The sequence below is a fragment of the Runella sp. CRIBMP genome, assembly GCF_009905605.1.
In the GTDB taxonomy this organism is placed as follows: Bacteria; Bacteroidota; Bacteroidia; order Cytophagales; family Spirosomataceae; genus Runella.
Genome location: NZ_JAAAKZ010000001.1, coordinates 386,919 through 412,615, shown reverse-complemented (window position 1 = coordinate 412,615; position 25,697 = coordinate 386,919). Strand labels below are relative to the sequence as shown.

The 25,697-nt window shown below is 45.0% G+C and carries 22 protein-coding genes and 1 tRNA gene; 17 read left to right on the top strand and 6 right to left on the bottom strand.

Translation table 11 applies throughout. The annotated features are described in order from the left end of the window. Positions 1-4: 4 nt before the first annotated feature. From GVN20_RS01735 to GVN20_RS01695, 9 genes are all read left to right on the top strand, one after another. Positions 5-1,009: a FecR family protein gene (locus GVN20_RS01735; RefSeq protein WP_166556678.1), complete on the top strand. Its 1,005-nt coding sequence runs from the start codon at positions 5-7 to the stop codon at positions 1,007-1,009. A gap of 20 nt (positions 1,010-1,029) precedes the next feature. Then, entirely contained in the window at positions 1,030-4,581 is a 3,552-nt protein-coding gene (locus GVN20_RS01730; RefSeq protein WP_409033832.1) for a SusC/RagA family TonB-linked outer membrane protein, read from the top strand. 27 nt (positions 4,582-4,608) lie between these two features. Continuing rightward, the gene (locus GVN20_RS01725; RefSeq protein ID WP_166556677.1) at positions 4,609-6,132 is read left to right on the top strand and encodes a SusD/RagB family nutrient-binding outer membrane lipoprotein; all 1,524 of its coding nucleotides are present in this window, start codon (positions 4,609-4,611) and stop codon (positions 6,130-6,132) included. Positions 6,133-6,160: 28 nt separating this feature from the next. Further along, positions 6,161-6,934: an HpcH/HpaI aldolase/citrate lyase family protein gene (locus tag GVN20_RS01720; protein WP_166556676.1), complete on the top strand. Its 774-nt coding sequence runs from the start codon at positions 6,161-6,163 to the stop codon at positions 6,932-6,934. 59 nt (positions 6,935-6,993) lie between these two features. Further along, positions 6,994-8,433, top strand: a complete 1,440-nt coding sequence (locus GVN20_RS01715; RefSeq protein WP_166556675.1) for a GntP family permease — start codon at positions 6,994-6,996, stop codon at positions 8,431-8,433. Between the two features lie 70 nt (positions 8,434-8,503). Continuing rightward, on the top strand, positions 8,504-9,364 hold the full coding sequence (locus tag GVN20_RS01710; RefSeq protein ID WP_166556674.1) for a 2-hydroxy-3-oxopropionate reductase: 861 nt from the start codon (positions 8,504-8,506) through the stop codon (positions 9,362-9,364). 57 nt (positions 9,365-9,421) lie between these two features. Then, positions 9,422-10,537: a mannonate dehydratase gene (locus GVN20_RS01705; RefSeq protein ID WP_166556673.1), complete on the top strand. Its 1,116-nt coding sequence runs from the start codon at positions 9,422-9,424 to the stop codon at positions 10,535-10,537. Positions 10,538-10,792: 255 nt separating this feature from the next. Beyond that, positions 10,793-12,097, top strand: a complete 1,305-nt coding sequence (locus tag GVN20_RS01700) for an enolase C-terminal domain-like protein (RefSeq protein WP_166556672.1) — start codon at positions 10,793-10,795, stop codon at positions 12,095-12,097. Between the two features lie 89 nt (positions 12,098-12,186). Beyond that, positions 12,187-12,468 (top strand): hypothetical protein, encoded by a 282-nt coding sequence (locus GVN20_RS01695; RefSeq protein WP_114461927.1) that lies wholly within the window; start codon positions 12,187-12,189, stop codon positions 12,466-12,468. A gap of 31 nt (positions 12,469-12,499) precedes the next feature. Here the strand turns inward: GVN20_RS01695 and GVN20_RS01690 are convergent, their stop codons facing one another. Beyond that, on the bottom strand, positions 12,500-12,940 hold the full coding sequence (locus tag GVN20_RS01690; protein WP_166556671.1) for a hypothetical protein: 441 nt from the start codon (positions 12,938-12,940) through the stop codon (positions 12,500-12,502). A 353-nt stretch (positions 12,941-13,293) separates the two neighbouring features. Here GVN20_RS01690 and GVN20_RS01685 point away from each other — a divergent pair, with 353 nt between their 5' ends. The 7 genes from GVN20_RS01685 to GVN20_RS01655 all read left to right on the top strand — a co-directional run bounded on the left by GVN20_RS01685 (position 13,294) and on the right by GVN20_RS01655 (position 18,077). Continuing rightward, positions 13,294-14,649, top strand: coding sequence for a site-specific integrase (locus tag GVN20_RS01685; protein WP_166556670.1), 1,356 nt, complete (start codon positions 13,294-13,296; stop codon positions 14,647-14,649). Beyond that, positions 14,646-15,107: a DUF6932 family protein gene (locus tag GVN20_RS01680; RefSeq protein WP_206023176.1), complete on the top strand. Its 462-nt coding sequence runs from the start codon at positions 14,646-14,648 to the stop codon at positions 15,105-15,107. Before GVN20_RS01685 ends, GVN20_RS01680 begins: the two co-directional genes overlap by 4 nt. Positions 15,108-15,109: 2 nt before the next feature. Then, positions 15,110-15,334, top strand: coding sequence for a hypothetical protein (locus tag GVN20_RS01675; protein WP_166556668.1), 225 nt, complete (start codon positions 15,110-15,112; stop codon positions 15,332-15,334). Between the two features lie 98 nt (positions 15,335-15,432). After that, complete coding sequence (locus GVN20_RS01670; RefSeq protein WP_166556667.1) at positions 15,433-16,317, top strand: hypothetical protein; 885 nt, start codon at positions 15,433-15,435, stop codon at positions 16,315-16,317. A 104-nt stretch (positions 16,318-16,421) separates the two neighbouring features. Beyond that, a complete protein-coding gene (locus tag GVN20_RS01665; protein WP_166556666.1) occupies positions 16,422-16,712 on the top strand; it encodes a helix-turn-helix domain-containing protein in 291 nt (96 codons plus the stop codon). A gap of 2 nt (positions 16,713-16,714) precedes the next feature. Next, positions 16,715-17,026, top strand: coding sequence for a hypothetical protein (locus tag GVN20_RS01660; RefSeq protein WP_166556665.1), 312 nt, complete (start codon positions 16,715-16,717; stop codon positions 17,024-17,026). Between the two features lie 70 nt (positions 17,027-17,096). Next, positions 17,097-18,077: a hypothetical protein gene (locus GVN20_RS01655; protein WP_166556664.1), complete on the top strand. Its 981-nt coding sequence runs from the start codon at positions 17,097-17,099 to the stop codon at positions 18,075-18,077. Between the two features lie 270 nt (positions 18,078-18,347). Here GVN20_RS01655 and GVN20_RS01650 read toward each other — a convergent pair whose 3' ends face one another. After that, positions 18,348-19,958, bottom strand: a complete 1,611-nt coding sequence (locus tag GVN20_RS01650; protein WP_166556663.1) for a tail fiber domain-containing protein — start codon at positions 19,956-19,958, stop codon at positions 18,348-18,350. Between the two features lie 505 nt (positions 19,959-20,463). Beyond that, positions 20,464-20,536 (bottom strand) — tRNA-Thr (locus GVN20_RS01645). Positions 20,537-20,825: 289 nt separating this feature from the next. Between GVN20_RS01645 and GVN20_RS01640 the strand changes: the two genes are divergently transcribed. Beyond that, on the top strand, positions 20,826-21,758 hold the full coding sequence (locus GVN20_RS01640) for a carbohydrate kinase family protein (protein ID WP_166556662.1): 933 nt from the start codon (positions 20,826-20,828) through the stop codon (positions 21,756-21,758). Positions 21,759-21,765: 7 nt separating this feature from the next. On the opposite strand, the gene GVN20_RS01635 is transcribed toward GVN20_RS01640, so the two are convergent. The 3 genes from GVN20_RS01635 to GVN20_RS01625 all read right to left on the bottom strand — a co-directional run bounded on the left by GVN20_RS01635 (position 21,766) and on the right by GVN20_RS01625 (position 25,602). Continuing rightward, positions 21,766-23,040: a hypothetical protein gene (locus GVN20_RS01635; RefSeq protein WP_166556661.1), complete on the bottom strand. Its 1,275-nt coding sequence runs from the start codon at positions 23,038-23,040 to the stop codon at positions 21,766-21,768. 80 nt (positions 23,041-23,120) lie between these two features. Beyond that, positions 23,121-23,792: a hypothetical protein gene (locus tag GVN20_RS01630; protein WP_166556660.1), complete on the bottom strand. Its 672-nt coding sequence runs from the start codon at positions 23,790-23,792 to the stop codon at positions 23,121-23,123. Positions 23,793-23,874: 82 nt separating this feature from the next. Further along, positions 23,875-25,602, bottom strand: coding sequence for a SusD/RagB family nutrient-binding outer membrane lipoprotein (locus tag GVN20_RS01625; RefSeq protein ID WP_166556659.1), 1,728 nt, complete (start codon positions 25,600-25,602; stop codon positions 23,875-23,877). Positions 25,603-25,697 lie beyond the last annotated feature (95 nt).

Genomic DNA, 25,697 nt, shown 5'->3' with positions numbered 1-25,697 from the left:
ATCAATGAACGCAGAAATCAACAAAGAATTCATATTCAGCTATTTGTCAGGCAAAACATCCGCTTTACAAAAACAAATGGTTGACGAGTGGGTTAAACAACCCGCCAATGAAGAGCTATTTTATAAGTGGTTGGTCGAGTACGAGTACCAACGTCCTCAATATTTGACGAGCTTGCCCGAAGCCCTTGAACGCTTTCATGCCTACGCCGACCAATTTGACCAAAATCCGTCCCTTATTTTCCCAACGGAAGAAACCCCACTTCCTACCCCGCGACATTTCGGGCTATGGATGCTGGCGGCCTGTTTGATTGGAGGGCTGTTGGTTGGCAGTTGGGTGTTCAGAAACAATATCATATATCAAACCCACAGCACGGGGTTTGGTGAGACCAAATCATTGGAGCTCAGCGATCAGACCAAAGTGACGCTCAACGCAAATTCATCACTGCAGGTACCGCGTTTTGGTTTTGGGGCCAAAACCCGTGAAGTATTGTTGACGGGAGAAGCCAATTTTGACGTAACGCATACACCTAATCATCAGAAGTTTATCGTCAAAACCAACAAAGGGTTTGAGGTTGTGGTGCTAGGGACGGAATTTACGGTGTACTCACGTCAGCAAACCGCCAAAGTAGTACTCAATAAGGGTAAAGTGCAGTTGCGCTACCGCGAAGGGCAAACCCAAAAACAGGTCATTATGAAACCCGGCGACTTGGTGACGCTCGACCAAAGCAATCACCTCCAGCAGGAAGTAACCCCGCAACCCGAAAAATACGCCGCGTGGAAAGACCATCGCTTTGTATTTGATGATACTACGCTGGAAGAGTTTGCCAAAATAATGGATGAAAACTACGGGATTCAGGTCATTATCAAAGATGAAACCCTTTCAAAACGCACGCTCGTAGGGTCTTTTCGCGCCGAAAACGCGGACGAATTACTCGGTATTGTCTCCGAAATCTTCAATATCAAAATTGTAAAAACGGGTAACACCGTGATTCTAACTGATAACCAATAGCCGCTAAACCGTTCTCTACTATGAAAAAAAGCCTACAAAAATCCTGCGGGATGGGTTTCATGCTCCTAGCTTTGTCGCTAAGCGGGCATCCCATTTGGGCGCAAACCTACGCCCGTGCCTACAAGCTACCTCAAAAATCAGAGGCCGCCGCGCCCACCATGCTGAAGTTAAGGGATGTTCTCAAAGACCTCAAAAGTCGCTACCAAGTAGATATTTTGTTTGAGGGTGGCCTAGTAGAAGGCATTACCGTTTCTTCTGATGTCGTCAATTTGAACGCAAATCTGGAACAAAATCTGGACCGTATTTTACGGACATCGGGCCTGAGTTACAAGAAAGTCAAAAACGGTTCCTACGTTATTTTAGAAACCAAAAAATCTCCTAAAACGGCGGAAGCTGACGCCCGATTTCAGGAGAGTGTCAGTCCCGAACAACCCACCGAAAAACCCATAACGAGCGAAATACCGCAAGTGAAGAGTTTGGAAAAGGCGGAGGTAATGGCACAAACCGTCAAAGGAAAAGTTACCGATGAAAAAGGCACGGGGCTACCTGGTGTGAGCGTGTTGATTAAAGGCACCCAGCGAGGCACCACCACCAACGTGGATGGCGCTTTTCAGTTGGAAGTACCCGAAACCGCTGCCGTATTGGTTTTCAGCTACGTAGGCTATGAAAGCAAAGAAATCACCATTGGCAATCAGACCAATATTTCCGTTTCTTTAGCCCCCGAAAGCAAATCTTTGGGCGAGGTTGTCGTGACGGCCTTGGGGATTAAAAAACAGGCCAAAAGCATCGGCTACGCCACCGCCACGGTAGGTACGGAAGAAATGACCATAAACCGCACCGCCAATTTTATGAATGCTTTGCAGGGAAAAATGGCAGGGGTAAACATTACGTCGTTAGGCTCTGGTCCAGCGGGAACAAGCAAAATCCGTATTCGCGGGCAATCTTCGTTCGGCGGCAACAACTCACCCCTGATTGTGGTCAACGGTGTGCCGATTGACAACACCAACAACGGTGCCCGGGGCGATGTTTCCGAAAAGGGAAGCAACCGAACCTCCGACGGTGGCGACGGGTTGAGCAGCATCAACCCCGACGACATCGAGGCCATGACGGTCCTGAAAGGGGCAGCCGCGTCAGCCCTTTACGGGTCACGAGCCAAAGACGGGGTTATCATGATTACCACCAAAACACGTGGCACAGGCTCGGGGATTTCACTAAGTTACAACTCTAATTTTACGTCTGAAACTCCGTTGGATTACACTGATTATCAATACGAATACGGACAAGGTGAAAACGGCGTTCGTCCTACGGCACCTTTTCCCACCTCAGGTCAGTGGAGTTTTGGAGAGAAGTTTCAGCCTGGCATGACCCATATTCTTTTTGACAACATCACAGTTCCGTACGAGCCGCAGCGCAATCAAATCTCAAAGTTTTATCAAAAAGGTTACACTTGGACCAACACCTTGACGCTGTCTTCCGGCAACGAAAACGGGGGCTTCAGTCTTTCTGTTTCCAACTTAGACAACCGTACCATTTTGCGCAACTCTGGCTACGACCGCCGAACCATTAATTTGGGTTTTACGCAAACGCTTAAAAAACTGACCGTTTCGGGCAACGTTAACTACTCTAACGAGTACCGCAAAAATCCACCAAACATTGCCGAGCAGGATTATAGCCCAGTAATTATCTTCAACATGGCCAATTCGATGCCGTTGGATTTATTGGAAAAATACGCCTCCGATGCCAACGGCAACGAAACTGTATGGTCGCGCTTTACCAACCGCACCAACCCTTATTTTGCCCTCAAACGTTTTGATAACATCCGCAACGACCGTGTGTTTGGCAACCTGACCGCTCGCTATAATTTCACCAATTGGCTGTTTTTGCAGGGTCGGGTTGGTCAGGATTACTATTCTCGTGAACAAGACTACAACTTGCCCACGGGCACCCAACGTCAACCCGCCGCTCCCGCCGGATTTGTGAACGGCCAATACGTGCAGGATGCCCGCAACGTGCGCGAACTCAACGCTGACTTCTTGTTGGGAGCCAATAAAACCTTCGGTGCTGTGGGCGTAAACGTGAACGTAGGGGGCAACCAAATGTATCGTCGCATCAGCCGCCACAATGTATTTGTGCAAGATTTTTACACCCGCGACCTGTACACCATCGGCAATAGCCGCCAGCGCGACGCTACCTATGAGTTCTCAGAGCGTCAGGTAAATTCGCTGTATGCATCGGCAGAGATTTCATTCAAAGATTATTTATTCTTAAACGGAACCGTCAGAAACGACTGGTTTTCAACATTATCACCCGCCAATCGCAGCATTTTATACCCTTCCATTACGGCAAGTTTTGTGTTCTCTCAAGCATTTGCTACCTCTTTACCTTCTTGGATTAACTTCGGTAAAATCAGGGCAGCATATGCCGAAGTGGGAAGCGACACCGACGTGTCGCCGTATGCCAACAACCTTTTTTACGGCATCAATCCCCAACAGTTTCCGTCGCCAAGCGGCGTAGCACAGCCTTTGGGAAGCATCAGCGGCTCTACCGTTCCGAATGCCAACCTTCGCCCAATGCGGGTTTCGGAGAAAGAGTTTGGATTGGAGTTGAAGCTGTTTAACAACCTGATTGGATTGGATTTTACGTACTATGACAAATTGTCGTCCGACCAAATCCTCCGCGCTCAAACCTCCAACGCGGGCGGCTACCTCAATCAATTAATCAACGTCGGCCAAAGCCGTAATCAAGGTTTGGAAATGTTGGTCAATCTAAACCCCATCAAACGTCAAGATTTCAGTTGGAATTTCATCTTCAACGCGGCTTACAACAAAACTAAAGTACTCGATTTGGGTAGCGGCGTGAGCGACAACATGATTACCGTCGGCACGGGCGACTTTACGGGCGAACTGCGCCAAGTGGTAGGCCAACCAATGGGACAATTGTTTGGCTTTGGTTACCTCCGCGACGCCCAAGGCCGTCAGGTATTTGATGCTGGTAATGGCCGTCCGTTGCGTACGCCAACCCAGATTGGGTTTGGCAGTGCACTGCCGCTGTGGGTGGGTGGATTTACCAATAACCTCACATACAGAGGTATAAGCCTTTCATTCTTGATTGATTTCAAACTGGGTCATAAGATGATTTCGGGCACCAACCACAACGCGTGGCGGCACGGCTTGCACAAAGCGACGTTGGTGGGAAGAGCAGAAAACTTCGTCATCGGAGATGGTGTAAACCCCAATGGTGAGGTCAACAAAACCAAGTCAGGCGTGCAAGCCTATTATGAAACGGTACGCTCTCAAAACATCGCCGAAGAGTTTGTCTACAACGCAGGTCTGTGGCAATTACGCCAAATCACGATTGGCTACGATTTCACCAAATTCCTCCCCACAGCCATTCCGTTTATCAAAGGACTTCGGCTCAATGCCGTCGCCAACAACGTGGCCGTGCTCAAAAAATGGGTTCCCAATATCCACCCCGAACAGTTCGGTTTTCCTTCCGATAACCTGATTGGCCTAGAAGCCACGGGATTGCCCGTTACGCGCAGTATCGGATTTAATCTGAATGTTAAATTTTAAGATTCAAATCACCAAAAGAGAATCAAAATGAAAAAAATACGTATTTATCTCCCAATAATCGCCTGTTGCTTTCTGGCTTCCTGCGACAAAGGATTTGACGAAATGAACGTCAACCCCATTGCCCTGACCGCCGTTGACCCCGGCTATCAGCTCAACACCGCCATAGTCAACACCGCGCCAGGCTACGGCAATTTGAGTTACGAAACCACCATCGTCAAGCAAATGATTACGCCTTTCAGTGGTCAGGGTTCGGCGGCAAACTTCAACCAGGACAATCGGGGCGTAGCCTCTGGCAACTGGAATACCTACTATCAGACCAATATCAAGGAATTGACCGACGTGGTGGCCAAAACCAAAGACCTTCCTGCGCGTTCTAATCTTTACAACATGGCCCGCATCTGGAAAGCCTATTCCTTCATGCTGTTGACCGATACCTACGGCGACATTCCGTATACGCAGGCGGGCAAAAACTATCTAGAAGGCATTGCCACCCCCGTTTACGACACGCAGGAGTCAATCTATACCGCTATTTTGAGTGAATTGGATGCCGCTTCGGCTGGTCTGGATGCTTCCAAAGCAAAAGTAGCCAGCGATGTGTTGTACGACGGAGATGTGACCAAATGGAAACGATTGGGTTATTCGCTACTGCTGCGCGCGGCCATGCGCCTTTCAAAAGTTAACCCGGCCAAAGCCGCCGAATACGTAGCCAAAGCCGTGGCGGGTGGGGTCATGCAAGCCAATGCCGACAACGCCATCATTCGTCATAATGCCAATTTTACCAACCCTGTGGGTTCGCAACTCAACGGCGGCCAATCGGCTTTCTTTTATTTAGCCGAAGATTTTGTCACTTTTTTAAGCAAAAACAATGACCCGCGGTTGGCTTCGATTGCGGTTAGGTACGTGGGGGCCACCAGCGGCGCACAGCAGGTAGAAGCCCGCGCTAATCGTACACCGGGGGTTCAAATCGGGGCACCTTTGGGCTACGACAACACCACCATCAGCGCAGCCGTAACGGCCAACAAACTGGCGAGTCTGTGGGATTACAGCCAACTTGACCGCACCCGCATGGCGGGTCTGGCCGCGCCAAGTTTTCTGGTTACCTACGCCCAAACACAACTTTTACTGGCCGAAGCCGCTTTTCGGAAATGGACCACAGGCGACCCCGCCGTCTTGTACGCCAACGGTATTCGGGCACACATGCAGCAATTTGCAAATTATGGAGCAAGCACGGCCATCGCCGACGCCGCCATTACCACTTACGTCCAAGCCAATCCGCTCGCGGTTGGCAAAGAATTGGAGCAAATCAACACCCAATACTGGGTTGCTTCTTTTCTGATTGGGCCCGAAGCGTGGGCTAATTTTCGTCGCAGTGGTTACCCAATTTTGACGCCAAACCCTTATCCGGGCAGCGACCTTAAGACCGAGCCGTTTATTCGTCGCCTGACTTATACCGACGCCGAGCTGAACGTAAATAAAACCAATGTAGAACAGGCCATTAGCCGCCAAGGCCCTAACCTTTTAGATACCAGAATATGGTGGGACAAGAAGTAAATCATCTTGTTTTCATCCTTTTTTATACATGAAAAATTTAAAAAAACGACTCCAACAAGGAGAAACCCTCAACGGGTGTTGGTTAAATCTTGGAAGCCCACTCACGGCAGAAATCGTAGGACTCTCTGGGTTCGATTGGGTATTGATTGACTTGGAACACGGTGCTGGTACGGAAAAGGATGTATTGGCGCAGTTACAGGCGCTGGAAAGCACGCCGACTGCCGCCTTTGTGCGCGTCGAAAGCAGTGATTCTGCCCGTATTTCACGGGTGTTGGACATGGGTGCGGCGGGGGTTATGTGTCCTAAAGTAAACAATGCTATCGAAGCAAAAAAGGTAATCAACGGCCTGCATTATCCGCCGTTCGGCAACCGAGGTGTGGCCAAAATGGTCCGGGCAACAGGATTTGGACAAAATTTTCAGGCGTATTACGACGCCTCAAAAGAAAGCCTTTTAGGTATTATTCAAATCGAAACCGTGGAAGCCCTGAACCATTTGGACGAAATCGCCGCTTTGGAAGGGGTAGATGTGCTTTTCATCGGGCCAGCCGATCTTTCAATGGAACTCGGAATTTTCGGTCAGTTCGACAATCCGATTTTCATCAACGCCCTCCAAAGAATCATTCAGGCCGCCCAAAAAGCGGGCAAATCGACGGGTATCTTGTTTTTCAATCCCGACGATTACCCAAAGTACCACGACATGGGCATCCGTTTCATTGCCTGCGGTGCCGATGCCACTTTTGTGGCCGATGGCGCACGGGTCATGGCTAAAAAATTGGCTGCTGCCCGGGCAACGTATACCTAGTACCGAAGCTTTCCGACGATTACCCACCAACCAACCTCCGTTCCTAAACCTTTTTTTGAATGACTGATCCCATTTTTATCCTATCCGTTGGTGTTCTTATCGTAGTCGGTGGCATCATTGGGCTTAAATTACACCCCTTTTTGGCGCTTTTGTTAGGGGCTTTCGTAGTGGCGTTGATGACGCCTGCTGCCGTCATTGAGCAGTTTGCATTGGCCAAAGGCACCGCTTCTGCGGCGGCATTGGCGTTATCCAAAAAAGGCATCGGCGAGCGCATTGCCACCGAATTTGGGAATACCTGCGCCAAAATCGGTATCCTGATTGCCATGGCCGCCATCATCGGCAAATGTATGCTCGAAAGCGGTGCCGCCGAGCGCATCATACGGTCGGTTTTACGCCTCACGGGCATCGACAAAGCACCCGCCGCATTTTTAGTGAGCAGTTTCTTTTTGGGTATTCCCGTGTTCTTTGACACCGTTCTTTTCCTGATGATTCCTTTGGCCAAAGCCATGACTTTACGAATTGGCAAAAACTACCTTTTACTCGTCTTGTGTATTATGGCGGGTGCGGCCATGGCCAATTCACTGGTGCCACCCGCCCCTGGGCCGTTGTTTTTGATTGGAGAAATGCACATTCCGATTGGTTTAATGATGATTGCTGGCACGATTGTCGGGCTGTTTACCATTACTGCTGGCTATTTTTTTGCCCTGTGGGCCAACAAAAAATGGCCAATTGAACTGCGAGATTCATTGGATGCTAAACTGGAAGACCTAAAATCCATTGCCGCCAAAGAAACAAAACACCTGCCCGGGTTGGGCGTTTCATTGCTGCCAGTACTGATTCCCATCGTGTTTATCTGCGCCGACACATTCCTGAGTAATCTATTCAAGCCGGGAGAGGCACAATCGCCCTTTTTGAGCAATCTTATCACAGTTGTAAAGTTTTTCGGCGACAAAAACATTGCCATCGTCACGGGCGGGATTGCCGCTCTGTTGCTGTTGGCCAGCCAAAAGAAAGACAACAAAGAGGGCCTTACACCTTTTGTACAGGCGGCTTTGATGAGCGGCGGCGGCATTATTTTGATTACGGCGGCGGGCGGAGCCTTTGGCGGAATGTTGCAGCAAACAGGCATCAGCGCCCGAATTGCCGACATGACCAAGGAATACCAAATGGCCCTCATTCCGATGGCATTTTTCATTGCCGCCGTGGTGCGTACTGCCCAAGGCTCGGCTACGGTTGCACTGATTACCGCGTCCGGAATTTTGTCGGGAATGGCCAATAATGCCAATTTGGAGTTTCACCCAGTGTACTTGGGCTTAGCCATCGGCTGTGGCTCTAAGTTGGTACCTTGGATGAACGATGCAGGTTTCTGGATTATCTGTAAACTCAGCAATTTGACCGAAAAAGAAGCCTTGAAAACCATTTCACCCCTACTGGTGGTGATGGGGTTGACGGGCCTCGTGGTCATCATGATAGGCGCAAAACTATTCCCTTTAGTATAAAGAGTCTAAGCATAACATCATCATTCTTTGCCCCTTTGCGGCTCTGCGTGATACATTTATTTTTAAAAATATGGAAAAAGTAGGATTTATCGGACTGGGAATTATGGGGAAACCCATGGCTTTGAACTTATTGAAAGCCGGCTATTCCGTGTCTGTTTTAAGTACAAGCGCCGCCGCTACCGAATTGACGGAAGCAGGCGCTACGGCATACGCCACGAGTAAAGAACTGGCGGCGCAATGCGATGTTATTATCACGATGTTGCCCGATTCACCCGATGTGGAGCAGGTGGTTTCGGGAGCCGACGGCGTGTTGGAAGGCATTCAAGCGGGGACACTGTTTATTGATATGTCGACCATTGCACCAGCTACGGCGGTGAATATCTATCACTTAATGCAGGCCAAAGGCGTAGAGGCCTTAGACGCTCCCGTTTCGGGCGGACAAGTCGGGGCCGTTGGCGCCACGCTTTCAATCATGGTTGGCGGTAGTGCCAACGCTTTTGAGCGAGCATTGCCGTTGTTTCAGGCCATGGGCAAAAACATTGTTCATATCGGTGAGCCCGGCGCGGGTCAAACCACCAAAGCCTGCAACCAAATGATTGTCGGCATGACAATTCAGGCCGTGGCAGAAGCTTTTGCCTTGGCCCAAAAAGCGGGCGTTGACCTCGAAAAAATGCGGGAAGTATTGCTGGGAGGCTTTGCCCAAAGCCGCATTCTTGATCTCCACGGCAAACGCATGATTGACCGTAATTTCAACCCCGGCTTTAAAGTAAAATTACACAAAAAAGACATGGGAATTGCCCTTCAAACGGGCCAAGAATTTTCGGTGCCCCTCAAAGGCACGGCGTTGGTAGCGGCCCAAATGGAAGCCGCCGTAGCGCAGGGAAACGGCGAACTCGACCACAGCTCGCTGTTATTGCTCCTGGAAAAATAATCTTTCAACGCCCTTTATCCAACTGTAACCTTTAACCGTGGCTTGCCACTTACTACGATGAAACGTACCGATTTCCTAAAAACAATGACGGCAGGCTCCGTGGGAGCGGCCATTTTCGGGCCCGATCACGCCAAGGCCGCCACTCTACCTACTCCACCCAAAAAAGTACTCATGAAAGTAGGGTGTCAATCGGGCGGCACGAGTGTTGAAAATCTCGAATTTAAAGCCCGCCACGGGGTGTTTAACATCGACGGAGGTTCTCCAAAAATCATTCCAGGAAAGGGATGGGACTTGGAAGATTCGTTGGCAAAAAGGGACGCCTGCGAGAAGTACGGCATCAGCCTTGACGCTTACCACTATCCGCTGACCTCGGCAGGGATTGATAAAGTAGCTTACCCCAATATAATGCTCGGCAAAAGTCCCGAGCGCGACCGCGAAATCGAATACCTTCAGCAAATGATTCAGGTAGCGGGCAAAACGGGCATTAAAGTATTGAATTACAACACCACCATTCTGCCCGTGCTACGCACTGGAAAATACACCGACCCCAAACGCGGCAATGCCGAATACAGCGTGTGGAATTATGAAGAAGCGTTGAAAAGAAATGACCCCAAGACAGTAGCGGGAGATGTTTCTGTTGATCAGATATTTGAGCGAATCACTTACCTACTCGACCGTATTCTGCCCGTTGCCAAGGAGTATAAAGTTAAATTAGCCAACCACATCGCCGACCCACCAGTACCTGCCGCGTATCGGGGCGTAATGCGTTGGAATAGCCCCGATGTTTTTAAAGGAATTCAACGTTTTGCCAAACTTTACGACAGTGAATACCACGGGTTCAATTTTTGCATCGGCTCCATTGCCGAAGGTCTGAAAGACCCCAAAAATGACATTTATCCCATCATCAAGTGGGTGGGCGAACGCAATCAGATTTTCAATGTCCATTTGCGAAACATCAAAGGCAATTTTAACAACTTTCAGGAAGTGTACCCCGACAATGGCGAAATGAACTTCGCGCAGGTAGTCAGAGCGTTACGGGATGTGGGTTATGCAGGCATGGTCATGCCCGACCACGTGCCGCACCACCACGACCCTGCCGCCAGTTTACAGGCTTTTTCATTCTGCTACGGCTACATCAAAGGACTGCTACAAACCGTTTCGGAAGAAGTGTGAGGCTGTTATTTATATTTTACCACTGATGCCGATGCAGGTGTTATCACCTGCATCTCTTTTCGGCAGTTAGTTTGTTGGTGAACACACCAACAAAGGCAAAAATGTCACAAAGAACACTAAAAACAGCCTTCGTGATTTTCTTTGTCTTTCAACTTTATGTTCTTTGTGGTAAAAAAACGTTCTTTTGTGGTTGCAGTGCAGATACCTGCGATGAACCCTTAACCACCAGCCACTAACTACCAATTTTCAACACGTATGCATTACAAATCTGGCCCCCGCATCAAAGAAATCATCATTACGCCTATTGCCATTGTTGACCCTCCCCTGCTCAATGCGGCGGGGCTGCACGCTCCTTATGCGCTTCGTACCATTATGGAGGTGATTACCGACGATAATATTTCGGGCATCAGCGAAATACCGGGGAATAAAGATATTGATGCGGCTTTGGAAGAAGCCAAATCGTTGCTCATCGGTCGGGATGTATTTCAATTAAATGAAATCAGGCATGTGTTGGTGGAGCGTTTTGGTACCGACACTTCGGCCCAACGCGGCGAAACACCTTGGGACCAACGCAAATTGGTGCATATTTTCAGCGCCGTAGAAGTGGCCTGCATGGACATTATCGGTAAAGTAACTGGCCGACCAATTGTGGATTTGTTGGGCGGCAAAATGCGCGACCGCGTGCCTTTTTCCGCCTATCTTTTTTATAAATACGAAGGCGCGGGCGGAGAATTAGCTTTTGACATCGACCCACACGCGACGGGATGGGCCGCTGCCCGACAGGCAAGTGCCTTGAATCCAGCAGAAATTGTGGCCCAAGCCCAAGCCATGTGCAAGGAGTTTGGTTTTCAATCTATTAAACTCAAAGGCGGCGTGTTTGAGCCTCGTCAGGAGGTAGATGCCATGTTTGCTTTATACGATGCCTTCGGCCCGAATGTCCCGCTCCGTGTTGATCCCAACGCCCTCTGGACCGTAGAAACGGCCATCAAATACGGGAAAGAAATGGAGCCGATTCTCGAATATTTAGAAGACCCTACACGTGGGCAGGAAAACATGGCGAAGGTGCGTAAAGCCATCAAAACGCCACTTGCTACCAATATGTGTACCACATCGTTTGAGGATATTCCTAACAGCATCGCCCTTGGCTCGGAAGATATTATTTTGAGCGACCATCATTTTTGGGGCGGCCTGCGCGCCTCCATGACCCTTTCGGGCATCTGCGAGACCTTTGGGCGCGGCTTGTCGATGCACTCCAACAGCCACTTGGGCATTTCATTAGCAGCCATGGTGCATTTGGGCGCGGCATTGCCAAAAATGACGTACGCGCTCGACACGCACTACCCTTGGCAATCGGACGAAATCATCGTGGGCGGGCGTTTTAAGTTTGAAGAAGGAGCCGTACTTGTGCCGCAAGAACCCGGCTTGGGCGTAGAGCTTGACCGCGAAGCGTTGGCAAAACTCCACCAAAATTATCTTGCTTGCGGTCTCACCAAACGTGACGACGAGCCCGAAATGCAAAAAAAGGTTCCTGGTTGGAAATTCAAATCGGTTCGCTGGTAACGCCTCCGCATTATTGCTTTGTTCCAAAAATTCTGGTACTTTGTAAAATAAAGGGAGACTTTAGGAAACAAAACGCAACCTATTTTTGAATGAAGTTAACGTGGACATTCTATCCAAAGTATCAGGACAGCATCACCCTCACCGTGGTGTACGTGCCCGAATTGGATAATCATCATTTACCCAAGGGCGGTTTTTTGTACGAGCCTACCAATACGGCTTACGTCAACTACGACTCTTATCGCTGTTTTGATAAAGGCGACACCAAGATGAAACAGGACGCCTTCGGGCAGCTTGTTAGAATCTTGGAGCCAAAAGTCGTATTGCCCAATGAGTTGTTGCTTGATTTTAAAACGCCAGAGCGGAGGGTTTGACGGAACATTCCCTTTATCCTTCGCTACTACTCTACTGTTCATAAAAAGAGTTTCCACAGGCATGGGTTTTGGATTTGCCCCATTTTTTAGTATTCTCTTCCCTAGTCAGCAATTTAAGGTAGCCCACAAAAGGCAGGCGTGCGTCTGCCAACTTTTTCAACGCCACTTCATCTACCTTTACGAAATAAAAAGTCCATCCGCTGCATAAATCATAAGAGAGGCAGAGTGTTTGATTGTGAGGGCAATAATTAATCAACAAGTTGGCCTCACTTACCTGTACTTCATAAAACTCGTACTTTTTATCTTTATTTTTCCAGTAAAATCCATACAGCTCCCCTGCCATTTGCTTCTGGATTTCGATAGCACTTTCCCCTTTTTTCGGGCTATACTCGAAGGTTTCAGGATACGATGTTGCCAACGAACAACTCATTAACCAAATGGCAAGCGGTAAGAGAAAAATACAACTTTTCATATTTTTTTGAAAGTCTCAGGTGTTTTTACCTAAACCAGCACGGGTCCATTAGAGAAAATACTGCCCAAATTAGCTGCGAATCCTATCACCAATACCACTAGACAAAAACAACCTCCCCGGTTATCAGAGAGGTTGTTTTTACTGTTAACTTCGAGCCTCCAACAGGACTTGAAATAATCAATTTAGACAAACTTAACTCTATCTAAAAATATATGATAATCAATTAGTTATAAAACAAGTTGATTAAATAAAATAAAGTAAACTAAAGTCAAACAAAGAAAAACCGACAACCAAACCGACAACCGATTTAGAAAATTCATATCTTTGTCTTGTTCGATTTTAACTGTTCAGACATGGCAAAGTTTAACTTCAATCTAAGGCGGCAAACGTCGTATAAACCCGAACCTATTTACTTGGTAATTCGATACGCCAACCGTAAATTGGTTTATTCTACGGGTGAAACCATCCTTCCCGAACATTGGGACACTAAAACCCAACGACCCAAGAAAGTAGAGAGTTTACGACGCAAATTTCCCGAACTTCGTGACCTTGATAATATGTTGGCCGACTTTGAGCGACGCGCTAAACAGGCATTCACAAACTACTTAGCCAATAATGTTAATCAATACCCTTTACCTGACGATTTAAAAGTGTTGTTGGATAGAAGTATTAAGGGCCGTGAAGACAACCTTTCTAAAGGCACAAAAACGGGCAAAGTGACTTTGTTCGACTTCATAGAGGAGTTTATAAAAGACCGCCCGAATCGTTTGAATCCTACCACGCAGGAACCCTATTCGGAATTGACAATTCGGTCGTATCAGGCTACATTAAATCACCTCAAAGACTTCGTAGCCAATAACCGACAAAAATACCGTAGTCTCGATTTTGCAGGGATTGACCTCAATTTTTATTACGACTTTACGGAATTTTTAGCCAACAAGAAAAAACAGACTACCAACACCGTAGGCAAACAAATCAAAAACCTCAAAGTGTTTTTGAATGATGCCCTTGAAAGGGGGGTTACGGAGCATGACGGATTTAAAGGTAACAGGTTCAAAGTGGTCAAAGAAGAAATTGACCACATTTACTTAAATGAAAGTGAACTCTATCAACTCTACCGTCTCGACCTTTCGGAAAACTCCCGTTTGGAGCGGGTAAGGGATTTGTTTTTAGTGGGTTGTTGGACAGGGTTACGGTTTGGAGATTTGACCACAATTCATAAAGACAATTTTCGTACTGATGAAAATGGGGATATGTTAATCAATATCCTGACTAAGAAAACGGGTAAAGAGGTTTGGATTCCAGTACATCCGATGGTGAAGGCGATAAGGGAGCGTTATCAAGACAAAACGCCTAACGGCCTCCCTCCTGTTGTCAGCATCCAAAAAATGAATCTTTTCCTCAAAGAATTAGGCAAGTTAGGAGAGTTGGATGAACCAATTTCAAGTACCAAAACCAAAGGAGGTAAAAGGGTAACGCTCACCAAACCCAAATATGAGTTGATAAGTACACACACTTGCCGCCGTTCGTTTGCTACCAATCAGTATGCAATGGGTGTACCTGCCTACTCTATTATGCAGGTGACAGGCCACAAAACTGAAAGTGTGTTTTTGAAATATATCAAATTTACTCCTAAACAGCACGCGCAAAAAATGGCAGAGGTATGGGAGCAACAACGCCAACAAAACCCATTTAGAAAGGCCGTATGACATTTGACCAATACGGGTACTTAATGCCCTATGAAGTGATACCAACAGACCTTGAAACGTTTGAACAGGTGTTTGTATACGGGTTTCCAAATTCCAACACCCGGCCAACGATTTTTAGAGAATATGTAGCCTATCTCGACCGATTACGCCAAATCATAGATGGCGAGTTTTATCAGTGGATTGACGGGAGTTTTGTCGCTAATGTTTTAAATCCTGATGATATTGATTTTATCACATGGGTTGAGATAAAAACATACGAAGAAAGGAGCAAAGAACTTGGTATACTTCGGAATCTTAGATTTGAGCGAAAAAGTAGGTTAGACGGGTATATAATGCCCTTTTACCCTCCATTGCATAGAAAAGAATACCTAAACGAAATTAATAGAAAACAGTGGCTCTTTGATTGGGCAAACGATGATGACAAACGACCCAAAGGATTGATAAAAATTCAATTTTGATAATGATGGAACGACAACCAACCGACCGCAGCAGCCGTATTATGCGACTGATTGAATTGATTGAGCAAATCAACGGCACACTACAAATACACCGTAACGACCCTGAACCCGACGCCTTTGTGATTGAGCAATACGAATACCGTAGAAGTCAATATTTAGGCGAATTGGCGGTTCTTATGCAACCGTTAGGGGTTGAAATACAATGGAAGAATCAAAACGCAGCCTAAAAATAACCTCATTACAGTACTTCTAATATTCTCCCTCTACCGATAGACCGCGCAGGGGCTTTACTTGTTCGATTTTTTAACGTTTGATTGTTGATAAAATGACCATAACGGCACATGACCCTATATCTTATTTTGTGTTTTTCCCTCCCAAAGGGTTTCAAGATGCTGATTTAATCAAAGGACCAATTAGGTATATTCATCCCAACCCTTATTTAATCTCTGATGAATGGGGAGTAAAGTTTGAAATATTCAAATTCTGTTTGCCTTATGATTTTCATTCAAAGCCCGTATATAAAGAGGGGGCAGATTTTTTTACAGATGAACCGATTCCAAATGATTACATTTTGGAATACAAGCACACTTTAGTAAAGATGACTGAAAGTGATGTAAATAAAGCCTTTATAAAAAGGGCAGTAGAATATTATGATATGGATAGGTATGATGAGTCTCCTAGTGAAAGTTGGTATATCCATGATTACTTACATTTTCATTATAGTCATTACCATTATGACCTCAATAATTGGTTAGAATATATTTCACAAGTGTTTAAAGAAATAAATAAATACATTCAACTACCTCAACTGTATGTATTACAAATTAGGAAGTTAGTAAATAATTGGATAGCAGAAAAACGTACAGAATTGTCAGAATTGAACGGTGAAACAATTGAACAATTGCCAGCGGTAAAGGCCATAAAGGAAAACGCGGAAACCCAACTTGAACTTGATTCAGCCGGCCATAAGTTAGTTTTTCTCAAAGAATTAGGCGTAATTGATCATTTAAAAAATTATTGTAAGGCAAAAAAACCTTCATTAAATGATACAGAATTTTCAAAACTATTAGCCCCAATAATAGGTATAAATCCAGATACTATAAGAAAAGGTCTTTCAGGGTACGGTCAGGGTACTAATGATGACCCAAAAACGCAAAAGGCATTACAAAAAGTAAAAAGTGAGTTGATAAAATTTGGTATTGAACTCTAAACTTTATCCTACTTTATGAAATTGTCGGTAAAATAACCCCCCCCGTTTTTCCCCTATTTTTCCCCTGTACTGTTTTGCGTCGTTTAACAAAAACACATAAAACGATGCAGACAATTATCAGCACAACCTTCACGCCCGATGAATTGACTGGGCTAATTATGGCAGCGGTAGAACGAACGGTTCGACCCATGATAGAGGCAGCGGTTCAGCCTCCACACTCCCCCAAACTATTGACGCGACAGGAAACCGCGCATTTCTTAGGCATATCGTTACCTACGTTGCACGAATGGACAATGAACGGCAAAATAACCGCCAACCGTATCGGCACACGGGTACGGTACTATCAGACCGACGTAGAGGCAGCATTGCGGCAAATCAAAACAGGAGGGCGGTAATAATGACAACAGGCACGTTTTACAATACTACCGCCGAAAATGGTCTTGACTTAACATTGTACAAGTCAAAAGCCTTAGCGCAAGATGCAAAAGTTCTAAACTTTATGTTACAAAATGCTGACCAAAAGTTTACCATTTGTGAGATTTTCGATAGGCTATTAGCCGAACAAATCATTCACGAACACACACCGCGTACCTCAATATGTCGAAGTTTAAATACTTTGATGAAAGAAGGTAAAGTATCAAAGCTTCAAGAAAAGAGAATGGGTTGTTATGGAAGACCAAACTTTTTATGGCGAATCCAATCAATCTAATCCAACAAAAAAGACGGGTTGTAATTTACTCCCGTCTTTCTTTTCATGTTCGATTTTCAACCATAGACAAATGATTGACTTTGTAAAGTTACGAATAAACGACACAGGTACAGCGGAACGATTAAGACAGAACCCACAACTCAACTTCTTTAGTAGCATAAATACTGACACTGGGGAACAAAAGGATGAGAGTAAAACCGCTGAAATAAAAAATCTAAAGATAATTCTGTACCCTTCGGGCTTGGTAGAGGTAAGAGGCAGTTTACATAAGTTCGCCAACGATGGGATCCATAATTACGATACTTTTAACTACGCAAAACTGGTAGAGACAATCGGGACGGTTGTTGATATACTAGATACTATGCCCGAACGTGTTACCTTACACAATGTAGAATTTGGGGTAAACATCCGACTTGACACATCCCCCTCCAGATTCTTAGATACTATTCTAAACTACTGGTATAAACTCCCCGAAACTCAATTTTTTAACGGCAAAGGGTATCTTTTACGATGGGCACAACAAAACTATATCGTGAAGGTATACGACAAAAGACACCAATACCGACTAGATAGCAACGTGCTACGGTTTGAAGTAAAAACGATAGCAATGAAACACTTGGCAGAGGTAGAGGTTCAGACGTTGGCCGATTTGTTAGACGTATCTAAACTGCGTCTAATGGGCGTTAAATTGTGCGAGACGTACAACGGTTTAATCATAGGCGAAAAAAAGTTGGACACGGGGCAAATGTCAAGACCTGAAAGACGCACATACGAACAAGGCATGAACCCTAACTTTTGGCGGGATTTGACCGACCGTAAACAGCGTAACTACTACCGGGGACAATTCGAGAAGGTGATTAAAAAGTACGGGGCGGGTATCCGTGAAACAGTAGGCCAACTGATAGCGGAAAAGGTAGAGGAACTGTTAAAAACTTCGGACGTTTTACCCGACTCCCAAAACAAGAACTTAGGACATTTTACTACTTCAAATACACCAGTAAAATGTCCGAAATTTTCTTATGCCTCTCCTATATTAACAGCACCATTTTAGGTACTTTAATTTTAGTTTTTTTGTATTTCGGTCATGTATAAATACAACAATCTATTGTTTTGTACTTTTTAACTCAGTAGACTCATAACCAGAGCCTAGCACACTTATAATTTAAAAATCATCCAACTGGGTTCCCTAATAATGGAAAATATCTAGCGATTGGGAGGACATCCAAAAAAGCCAAATCCCACATGGATAAATGGGGGCTAAGTGTGAGAAGTAGAATATACTTTGACCATTTTTTACACTCTCTACCAATCCGTTATGGCTTTATTCTCTTTCTGAATTTTGAAGTTTAGGTTGCAATTTTGATTCCTCCAAAGCTGTTACTCGTTTTACCAAAGCTTCTAAAACTTCATTTCCTTTTTTCAATGCTTCATTTTCCTTTTTCAAATCGTTAATTTGATTTTGTTGTTCTTTAACAGCATTTACAAGAGGCATCACAAAATCAGAATAGGCTAAGGAGTATGTTCCATCGTTTGACTTTTTAACACCACTGAATGGCACATTAAGGTCTTTCATTATTTGCTCAACATCCTGGGCAATAAAACCGTCATAACGAGTTTGTGTTTTATCGGCGATATAGTTGTACGAAACCGTTTGAAGGCGATTAATAAAATCAAGACCTAACTGATTTGAGTAAATGATATTTTCTTTTAAACGACGGTCAGAGGGATTGCTCCATGCTACCTGCCCTTCAATGACCGTAATACTCTCATTCCCAATCCGTACTTTGTTACTCGCACTAACTTTTGCACTCGCTCCAATAGCAACAACGTTGCTAAAGTCCCCAGTAGCATCAGCAGAATCACCTAAAAAGGTATTACTATTACCTTCTACAATAGCTATACCGGCAAGATGTCCATTAGCTGTATTATTACTTCCCGTTGTGTTATTCAAAAGTGTCGCATATCCATTAGCTGTATTATAAATGCCAATGGTATTATTATTAAGGGCAAAAGACCCATTGGCAATGTTTCCATTACCAGTTAAATTATTCCTTAGAGCGAAAAATCCATTAGCCGTGTTATTGCCTCCTGTTAAATTATTCCTTAGAGCGAAAAATCCATTAGCCGTGTTTTGTTGGCCTGTGGTATTATTGTTAAGCGCATTAGCACCTGTCGCAGTGTTAAAAGTACCTGTACTATTTTTAAAAAGAGCATTCCATCCAATACCAGTATTGCCTTCACCACTTGTATTAAAAGCAAGAGCCTGCTCTCCAACAGCAGTGTTGCTACTTCCTGTATTCAGTTCAAGTGCGCCATTACCAACTGCTGTGTTCTGGCTGCCCATTGTATTACTGTATAAAGCTTTACGACCAATAGCTGTGTTCCAATTGCCAGTAGTATTAAATTTAAGAGCTTCATTTCCAATAGCTGTATTTTCATTGCCAGTTGTATTAGAATAAAGGCTTTGGGTTCCAATTGCAGTGTTAGCATTTCCAGTATTGTAATAAAGGGCGGTTGCACCAAATGCTACATTATTACTCCCACTTATATTCTCATGAAGACTTCGGTCTCCTATTGCTGTATTATACATTCCTGTAGTATTAGAATAGAGAGCCTCCCCTCCAACGGCAACATTGTTATCACCCGAATAATTTAGAGCAAGTGAGCCATTTCCGACTGCTGTATTACCAACACCAGTACGATTTGATGTAAGAGTTGCTCTTCCGATTGCGGTATTCCAATTGCCAGTAGTATTATACTTCATTGCATCCTCTCCAAATACTACATTAGTGGTAACAGATGAGGAATATGAAGACGATCCAACACCTTTGGGAGTAATAATTATAGAGCCACTGGTAGGATTCTGGGTAAAGATTTGCGCATTTCCAATCAGTGTACTGATAAAAAAAGAGATAAATAAGAAGTTTTTCATACTTGTTGAGTTAGTGCCTACATGTAAGAATTAGTGTGTAATAGATTTTCAGGAAGTTTAAACCACATTGGAAAGTAAATATAATTTAAAAGTATTGCGTTCAACAGTTCTTCTCAGGATGTTAGAAAAATACTTCCAAAAGAATTTTTGTTGGATTTTTTAATACATTTCCCTCAAACTGCCCCAAATTTGAAAAATAGCCCCTTAACTCGTTGATGTATGTATAGACAAAACCTTATAAAACCTCCCTTTTGGAAAGATAATTATTTTGCAGAGGTTTAAACTTTACCTATTAATTTTTGATAATGAAGTAAAAAGACGTGCGGGAAAAGTGCCCTAACTACAAACATTTCCCTAAAATTGCCGCCTGCACTTTGAGGTGTTCTGTGACGTAGATTTGACGGTAAATTTTCAAAACCGACAACCAAACCGACAACGTAGTAGAAAATATAAAAATATATCTCATTAAATACTTGAAAAACAATTAGTTAATAAGATATATTCGAGCCTCCAACAGGACTTGAACCTGCGACCTACGCATTACGAATGCGCCGCTCTACCAACTGAGCTATGGAGGCTTATTATTATACCACCTACACATCACCAACGCACCGCTCTATCGAAACGTCGAACCGCAACTGAGCTATGGAGGCTTATTATTATACCACCTACACATCACCAACGCACCGCTCTATCGAAACGTCGAACCGCAACTGAGCTATGGAGGCTTATTAATTCCCAAATAGGTGTTTGCAAAATAAACAAAGGCTTATCTGTCATACAAGATTTCATCTCAAATTTTGTGCCAAATTTCCCTTTTGCAAATCTGCAAACCATTCCTAAATTGCAGTCTATTTCCTAAAACCTATGATGACTCGAAAATACGCCTTAGTAGCCGTGGGAGAACTCCTTGCGGACTTAATCGGTACTGAATTTACGCAAAATCTCGCAGATACCGAAATCTTCAAACGATTTCAGGGGGGCAGCCCCGCCAATCTTGCAGCCAACATGGCTCGTTTGGGGAACTCAACAGCCCTAGTCGCTTGCGTTGGAAATGATAATGTAGGAACCTACCTCGTAGAAAAAGTAGCCGAAACGGGTGTTGATACCACTTATATTGGCCGAGACACTCACGCGCCCACTAGCATTGTGCTAGTATCGCGCACCAAAGGTACACCTGACTTTATCGCTTATCGCACGGCCGACCGCATGATTCAAGCCGCGTATATCCCTGATGATTTACTTCAAAATGCCTCATTTTTTCATACTACCTGTTTTGCTTTGAGTCAGGAGCCCGCCCAAAGTGTCGTTGTAGCCGCCGCCGCACGCGCCCAAGCCGCTGGGTGTATTGTGAGTTTGGACGCCAATTATGCACCCTCTATTTGGCCCGACCGCGCGCAAGCACAGCAGACAATTCAGGACTATTGCCAAAACGGGGCTTTCGTAAAACTCAGCGAAGACGATGCCGAGCGCATCTTCGGGCAAACCCTTTCCAATGATGCAATTATTGCAAAATTCCACCAAATGGGCGCCCAATTAGTGTGTTTGACATTGGGAGGGAAAGGCAGTATTGTCTCCTCTGATTATGGAAAAAACTATGTAGAGATTGCAGGAAAGCCTATTGAAGTAAAAGATGCTACTGGCGCGGGAGATTCTTACTGGTCTGGCTTTCTGACGGCGTGGTTGGATAGCAAATCACCCGCAGAATGTGCGCAGGCTGGCGCCAATATTGCGGCCCTGAAAATCAGCACCGTGGGACCACTACCTGCTAAAGTTGACAGAGCTATTTTGTACTCGTAACGGGTTTTTACTGCTTTATTTTTTCATCCCCTGGCTGATACGAAACATAATAAATTACCATTTCCATCATTTCGGAGGTGGTATTCCACCCAAAGGTTACATCACGAGCGGGCTTAAAAGGATTGAGCGGGTTTTCTTCCGTATTGTCATAGGAGGCTTCGGCTAAGATAACGGAGCCTTTAGGAACGCGCAAGAGGGTCTCAAATTGATAAGTCATCTGCCAGTTGAAATCCCAGTTATCAATCTTAATAAACGGCACTAAGTCGCCCTCGGGCGTAATGGCAAAAGCTTTGAAGGTTTTGCCCAGAAAGTGCATGTGCGGCAAAATTGAAATAGCCGATATATCTTCTTCCAGCGGCTTGGTACTTATGTAAAAAGTAGATTTTTCATTGGCTCTTATCAAAAACGGCGGATTGGTAATATGCTGTTCGTGAAGAATCAACGATTTAACTTTGCGCTCCACAGGCTTTTTGGCAAAATAGAGATGAATCTCTGATTGGTCAGTTTGAGTAGTGGCGGAAGGCGAGTAATGCAAATACATAATCAAATTGGAATTAGCGCTCATCTTCTTGGCTACGCCTTGGGGAAACTGAATTTTATCATTGCCTGGTACCCAACCATACAAAAACTCATCAGCCATCGGAATACGTTGAAATTCGGCCAACCTAGGGTCTGCGCCCTGCATTCCTTCCAATCCTGCCATGCGGCCCGTGGTGTCTACCATCACGCGGCTGTGATGCACTACTTTCCGATTTCCAGGCAAAAACGCAATAGCTTCCACCATCACATCTTCTTTCAGGCCTGTGGGTACGTGGAAATACCGAAATTCTTCAACGCCCGTGTTCGGCACGGTAAACGCATTTTGCATTTTTAGTACGAGGTCAGGTTTTGGGGCTGTAAGTGACGAACGAGCATCTTTACTGCCTACTGTGAACTGTGAACTGCTAACTCTCGCCTTCTTCCCCTCCACACTTCCTTGCGCCACCCATTGCTGAATGAGTTCTATTTCTTCCTCCTTCAAACCTCGTTCGTTTGCATAGTGCTGAAAGCTCTTATCGGCTGGAAAAGGCGGCATGTATTTCATTTGGGTTACTTTAGCCACAAACTTTGAGCGTTTGGCTACATCTTCGTAAGTCAGCAAATGAAAAGGAGCGACTCCCCCTGGGGAATGGCATACCGCACAGTTTTTAGTAATAATGGGTTGGATATGCTCATAATACGTCGGTTTAGACTGTGCCAAAACCGATGCGCTTATCCCTAACATGAAGAGTATTTTTTTCATTGATTTCACGCCAATTAATCCCAAACAAAAATAGCAGACTCCGAGGAATCTGCTATTTTTCATAAGAGAAAAACGAAAGATTATCTTACCGTGAAGTTCAAACGGCAGTTTGCATTAGCTTGCGACACTGGAGTAGGGTCCAAACAGATACTGTCTTCGTTCCACACTTTAAATACAAGACCAGTAGAAGTAGTCAATTCCCAAGTTACAACAAAGGCATCGGCAGCGGCTCCAGGTCTTGCTCCCTGCAAACGTGCTCCCGCAGGACGTGGGCGAGCAGGGTTTTCAAAAACTTTTACATCCTTTACTTTGTCATACTTCACTGTGGCATCTTTAAACAGATTATACACTTCAGCAGGTGTAATGCTGAACGAATTCCACTGACGGTTGCCAGCAGGGGCATCAATTGATTTTACTTGTTTTACGCCCAAGGAAGCAACCTTAGGGTTGCCATCGGGATCTGTGTAAGACTCACGCATTTCCACTTTAATCACTATCTTATTAACTGTCAATTGGTTATCCAATGATACCCAACGAATTTTAAAATCAATCTTAGCAGCATCCTGGCCCGTAAGCGGGAAGTTTCTGGCATTTGCCGCAATATTGGCTTTACCTGTTTCAGCTACTCCGTCAAACACGCCCCAACCGTGCACACCCGGTTCCCAAGGTTTGTTAGGGTTCAGCGACTCATCGCGGCATCCTACCAAAAGAAAAACCGCCAGTGATAATGAATATATAAGTGTTTTTTTCATTGTTTATCTTTCTTTAGATTTTGAGAAATAATGAATGCCAAACAGTAAATTCAACATTCATTATTCAAAATTCGTCATTTTCTTAGAATTCCCATTTCACTTTCACTTTATCCCAGAAGATTGGATCACGGTCAAAAATAACATCAGTGATGTATTTCTGAGCATTGGTTGGATTCAATGCACCTTCCGATTGCGGGTAAGGTAAACGCAACGCGTATTGGCGTGGTGGCTTAGAGATTGGAGCCATAATACCCACCGAAAACTGTCTGAATTGACTTTGGATTGGGAAGCCTGTACGACGCTGGAAATTCCAAATATCCATACCCTGTCCCCATGAGCAGAACCATAATTGCTTGGCCACCACGTTCAATTTAGCCGAATTGGTCGTCGCGGCATCGTATAATTTCAACCACTCATTTACGTACGCAGCAATATCAGCCGCTGCAGGAGCTTTTGCGCGTGTTGGGTCTGACTTCAAACCTTGAGCTACCACAACCGCAATTTGCTCTTCCATCGCAGCTTTAAACAATGCTTTTGCATCACCCGTCACACCGGTATTGTCTAAGATAGCCTCAATTTGATAGTACTTAGTATTCCAGCTATGAATGACAGGCCATTGGCCATCACCACCCGTATTGAGGGCTGCCTGTCCGGTTAAGGCTACCGCAGGCGTTGTTTTGTCCGAATAAACCCCACCCGCAGGATAGCAACCTGGTGTAGTACGTAATGGACCATCGGCTGCTGCCCCTGATACGTCTCCACGGTCACGGCCAAAATAGCCTGCTATGTATGCTATTTCAGAAGCTGGCAAGTCACCCGTAAAACCAAAAGCTTTTTTGTACTCTTCCAAGAACGTGGCACGCAAAGGCAAGTAAGAACCTCCAAAAGGAGTCGTACCACGGTCTGTTGGATTGTTTTGGTCTAAAACACGGCTTGTTTGACGGTAGAAATAGAACGGTAAACGAGGGTCTTTGTTCAAAATCATTTCACCCATCAATTGGTGGTTAATATAATTGGGATCACCAAGACCTGCATACGTACTATACCAAGGGTGCGTATTACGTTGAGGTGATATTTGCTTAGAATATAAGTAAGACCAGTTTTGGGCAGGTGTAGAAATAAAACCACCCGCCTCAAATGCGGCTTTCAGTTCAGCATTACCATTGGCCCGGCCCTTACGAGAGGTAAGCAACAAACGAAGCTTTACCGTTCTGGCAATACGCGTCCAAGTAGCGGCATTACCACCGCCAATGTAGTCATTTTGTACAGCTACGGGTTGTGGCTTGGCTAATTCAACAATCGCTTGGTCACACAATTTGAGCAAGTCCTCATAAATCTCTGAATCTTTGTCAAACTTAGGCGTTTTGTTTGGCTCCGCCGCATTTCCTTTCCATGCTTCGCTATAGGGAATATCTCCAAACATATCTACCATGTGCCCTACAGAAAACGCTTTTAACGTTAGGGCGATACCACGATAACGGGGGTTTTTACCATCTGCCGATGATTTTAACATTTCTTCAATAATCTGAAGCTCACGAAAACGTGCATTCCAAGTACCCTGATAAGAGGTGTTACTCAAATTGTAAGAATCTGAAACTGTGCTCAACCCCGCAAAGCCCATGGCATCATTATTGATTGCAGTATGAGCATTGATTGCTGCATTCTCTGCCACCGGCAACAATAGCGCTAACGAACCAGTAGCTGGGCGGTTGGGGTCGGTATTGATATCCAATTCTGTCAGTTGGCAAGAACTCACAATTGCGATGAGTCCTCCCAATGCCAGGGCTTTCATTGTATTTTTATAATTCATTTGTGTGTATCTTTTGAGTGATTTAATGATAGTAATAAGTATAGAGCAGTGTGAGATTTATCCTCATTACTTTATACTCATTACTCTGTACTCAG

Bases quoted from the DNA above. Each gene is read 5' to 3' on its own strand.
- GVN20_RS01735 (WP_166556678.1), top strand. From the start codon at position 5: ATGAACGCAGAAATCAACAAAGAATTCATATTCAGCTATTTGTCAGGC.
- GVN20_RS01730 (WP_409033832.1), top strand. From the start codon at position 1,030: ATGAAAAAAAGCCTACAAAAATCCTGCGGGATGGGTTTCATGCTCCTA.
- GVN20_RS01725 (WP_166556677.1), top strand. From the start codon at position 4,609: ATGAAAAAAATACGTATTTATCTCCCAATAATCGCCTGTTGCTTTCTG.
- GVN20_RS01720 (WP_166556676.1), top strand. From the start codon at position 6,161: ATGAAAAATTTAAAAAAACGACTCCAACAAGGAGAAACCCTCAACGGG.
- GVN20_RS01715 (WP_166556675.1), top strand. From the start codon at position 6,994: ATGACTGATCCCATTTTTATCCTATCCGTTGGTGTTCTTATCGTAGTC.
- GVN20_RS01710 (WP_166556674.1), top strand. From the start codon at position 8,504: ATGGAAAAAGTAGGATTTATCGGACTGGGAATTATGGGGAAACCCATG.
- GVN20_RS01705 (WP_166556673.1), top strand. From the start codon at position 9,422: ATGAAACGTACCGATTTCCTAAAAACAATGACGGCAGGCTCCGTGGGA.
- GVN20_RS01700 (WP_166556672.1), top strand. From the start codon at position 10,793: ATGCATTACAAATCTGGCCCCCGCATCAAAGAAATCATCATTACGCCT.
- GVN20_RS01695 (WP_114461927.1), top strand. From the start codon at position 12,187: ATGAAGTTAACGTGGACATTCTATCCAAAGTATCAGGACAGCATCACC.
- GVN20_RS01690 (WP_166556671.1), bottom strand. From the start codon at position 12,940: ATGAAAAGTTGTATTTTTCTCTTACCGCTTGCCATTTGGTTAATGAGT.
- GVN20_RS01685 (WP_166556670.1), top strand. From the start codon at position 13,294: ATGGCAAAGTTTAACTTCAATCTAAGGCGGCAAACGTCGTATAAACCC.
- GVN20_RS01680 (WP_206023176.1), top strand. From the start codon at position 14,646: ATGACATTTGACCAATACGGGTACTTAATGCCCTATGAAGTGATACCA.
- GVN20_RS01675 (WP_166556668.1), top strand. From the start codon at position 15,110: ATGATGGAACGACAACCAACCGACCGCAGCAGCCGTATTATGCGACTG.
- GVN20_RS01670 (WP_166556667.1), top strand. From the start codon at position 15,433: ATGACCATAACGGCACATGACCCTATATCTTATTTTGTGTTTTTCCCT.
- GVN20_RS01665 (WP_166556666.1), top strand. From the start codon at position 16,422: ATGCAGACAATTATCAGCACAACCTTCACGCCCGATGAATTGACTGGG.
- GVN20_RS01660 (WP_166556665.1), top strand. From the start codon at position 16,715: ATGACAACAGGCACGTTTTACAATACTACCGCCGAAAATGGTCTTGAC.
- GVN20_RS01655 (WP_166556664.1), top strand. From the start codon at position 17,097: ATGATTGACTTTGTAAAGTTACGAATAAACGACACAGGTACAGCGGAA.
- GVN20_RS01650 (WP_166556663.1), bottom strand. From the start codon at position 19,958: ATGAAAAACTTCTTATTTATCTCTTTTTTTATCAGTACACTGATTGGA.
- GVN20_RS01640 (WP_166556662.1), top strand. From the start codon at position 20,826: ATGATGACTCGAAAATACGCCTTAGTAGCCGTGGGAGAACTCCTTGCG.
- GVN20_RS01635 (WP_166556661.1), bottom strand. From the start codon at position 23,040: ATGAAAAAAATACTCTTCATGTTAGGGATAAGCGCATCGGTTTTGGCA.
- GVN20_RS01630 (WP_166556660.1), bottom strand. From the start codon at position 23,792: ATGAAAAAAACACTTATATATTCATTATCACTGGCGGTTTTTCTTTTG.
- GVN20_RS01625 (WP_166556659.1), bottom strand. From the start codon at position 25,602: ATGAATTATAAAAATACAATGAAAGCCCTGGCATTGGGAGGACTCATC.